Source organism: Undibacterium sp. Xuan67W, from assembly GCF_049340165.1.
Classification (GTDB): Bacteria; Pseudomonadota; Gammaproteobacteria; order Burkholderiales; family Burkholderiaceae_D; genus Undibacterium.
The window spans coordinates 1-2,627 of record NZ_JBMPPN010000049.1 but is presented as its reverse complement, the minus strand read 5'-3'; the positions used below and the strand labels follow the sequence as shown (position 1 = coordinate 2,627).

Annotated in this window: 4 protein-coding genes; all 4 read right to left on the bottom strand. The window is 56.6% G+C overall.

What is annotated here, in order from left to right; genetic code table 11:
* Window positions 1–427: ExbD/TolR family protein (locus ACO0LE_RS20170; RefSeq protein WP_422958316.1), on the bottom strand; the 427-nt coding region annotated here is incomplete at its 3' end.
* A 12-nt stretch (window positions 428–439) separates the two neighbouring features.
* A complete protein-coding gene (locus ACO0LE_RS20165) occupies window positions 440–868 on the bottom strand; it encodes an ExbD/TolR family protein (protein ID WP_422962114.1) in 429 nt (142 codons plus the stop codon).
* Between the two features lie 96 nt (window positions 869–964).
* The gene (locus ACO0LE_RS20160) at window positions 965–1,825 is read right to left on the bottom strand and encodes a MotA/TolQ/ExbB proton channel family protein (RefSeq protein ID WP_422962113.1); all 861 of its coding nucleotides are present in this window, start codon (window positions 1,823–1,825) and stop codon (window positions 965–967) included.
* 134 nt (window positions 1,826–1,959) lie between these two features.
* The coding region (locus ACO0LE_RS20155; protein WP_422962112.1) for an energy transducer TonB at window positions 1,960–2,627 on the bottom strand (668 nt) is incomplete at its 5' end.

The window sequence follows — 2,627 nt, the reverse complement described above, 5'->3', positions numbered from 1 at the left end:
TCAAGAACTGCTCATTACCGACCATACCGATCTTAGTGACGCCAAGACGCTGAGCCGTTGCCATCACATGAGCCACCGACTTGTACGCCACCAGCTTGTTCGGCCGCAGATGCACTTCCGGCTGATTCGGTGTCGTCGCCACAGTCAACAGACGGGACTCGAGATCGGCATTGTTCTGGATCGCAACACCATTCCAGAGAACGGTGCCGTCAAAGTCGACGTCAATGGAGATGACTTCGGGTTTTTCCTGCGTATTGGCCGGCGGTGCATTGACCGGCATGTTCAGGTTCACCGCATGATTTTGAATCGGGATGGTGATGATGAGCATGATGATCAGGACCAGCATGACGTCAATTAAGGGCGTCATGTTCATTTCGATCATGACGTCCGGTTCACCTGAGCTCCCTGAGCCTAGTTGCATTCCCATGGTGTTCCTTTCTTAGCCCTTTGGCGGGGGTTCTGTGACGAAGCCGACCTTGGCAATCCCGGCGCGCTGGGCGGTCAGGATGACTTTGCCGACAAATTCGTAGCGGGTGTTCTGGTCACCACGAATATGCAGTTCCGGTTGCGGTACCTGCACTGCGACGACTTTGAGTTTGTCGAGCAGGATGTCGGTACTGGCGATTGGGGCTTCGTTCCAGAACATGTCGCCGTCTTTGTTGATGGCGATGTTGATGTTTTCTGGTTTGGTTTTGTACGGCTGGTTGGTTTCCGATGGAAGCTTGACCGGGACCGTGTGGGTGACGACGGGGATGGTGATCAGGAAGATGATCAGCAAGACCAGCATGACGTCGACCAATGGGGTGGTGTTGATGGTGCTGTTGACTTCGTCTTCGCCGTCACCATCGTTGCCGATTGCCATTGCCATAATTATTCTCTTTCAGATAAGCGAACTTCTTCAACTGTCTCTCTCACCCAGCGCGCCTGGCGCCGGGTGGGAGTGTGTTTCTTCTGGCCGGTTGACTTAGGCTTTTTTGGACATGACGCCAGACAAGACGACGGAGTGCAGGTCGGCGCTGAAGGCGCGGACTTCTTCCATGGCACTCTTGTTGCGACGGACCAGGAAGTTGTAGCCTAATACGGCGGGAACGGCGACTGCCAGACCAATGGCGGTCATGATCAGGGCTTCACCAACCGGACCGGCGACTTTGTCGATGGAGGCTTGGCCGGCAATACCGATGGCGGTCAACGCGTGGTAGATACCCCAGACGGTACCGAACAAACCAACGAACGGGGCAGTAGAGCCGACTGTGGCGAGGAAGGCTAAGCCATCTTGCAGACGGCTTTGGACTTTTTCTACCGCGCGCTGGATGGACATGGAGATCCAGGAGTTGAGGTCGATCTGTTCTAACAGGGCGCCTTCGTGGTGGTCACTGGCTTTAGTGGCGGATTCGGCGATGAAGCGGAATGGGCTGCCTTCTTTTAAGCTGGTGATGCCGGCATTCACAGAGGCGGCTTTCCAGAATTTGCTTTGGGCATCTTTGGCTTGACCGGCCAGTTTGATCTGGTCGACGATTTTGGTGATGAGGATGTACCAGCTGCCCATGGACATGATGAACATGATGATGAGGGTGCCTTTGGCGACGAAGTCACCGGTTTTCCAGAGGGCGTCGAGTCCGTAGGGGTTGTCGACTTTTTCTTTGGCTTCAGCAGCTGGGGCGGCACCTTCGGCCGCAGGCGCAGCAGCAGCGGGGGCGGCGTCTGCTGGGGCGGCAGCAGCTGGGGCTGCACCGGCGGCGGCGCTGGCGGATTCTTGGGCGATGGCGGCGTGGGCGGTGACGGCGATGACGGCGGCGGCCAGTAGGGCTTTCAGGCTGAATTTCATGGGTGTGCTTCCTTCGTAAATTTGAATTTCAAATGCTGTTACTGTGGTTGTGGCTGTTTTTGTTGCTGTTGTTCGGTCTTGCTTATACGGGTCTTGCTGTGTTCTTGCGCTGTTCTTTCTTGCGCTGTTCTTGCTTAGTCGAGCTTCCAGACGTATTGGACTTTGGTGGTGGTGGCTTGGGGCTTGCCGTCTACGGTACCTGGTTTGTTTTTGCAGGCGCCTGACATGAGCTGCGATTTGACGGCGTTGTCGAGTCCGCGGAAGCCGCTGGATTTGTCGATCTTGACGTCGTTGACGTTGCCATCGGCGCCGATCACGACGGAGAGGACGACGGTGCCAGTTTCTTCATTACGTAGCGAGGCGCGCGGGTATTCGGGTTTGCAGCCGGGGACGTTGAAGTCGATCACGCCGGGGACCACGGAGGGGCCGACGGGTTTGGCGTCAGCGACCGGGGGTAAGGTCGATTTGGGCAACACGTTCGTATCTGGCCGGACCTGGGAGGTCTGGGAGATGGTGTTGGGGGTGACGACTTGTTGCTGTACCTGGACTTCCGGCGGGGGAATGAACGGGGGTGGCGGTGCCAGCAGCTTTGGTGGCGGCGGTGGCGGTATGTCTGGTGGTGGTGGCGGTGGTTTGATTTCTTCGACGAGTTTGGTCTCCAGGGGCTTTTGGATGAACTCGACTACTTTGACCCCTAATCCGTTGATCAGGGCGTACACGAGTACGACGTGAAATGCAACGACCAGCCCTATCCCTAGCAACTTCTTGCCCGGCTCTTGCTGGCGATTTGAAAAATCCATAC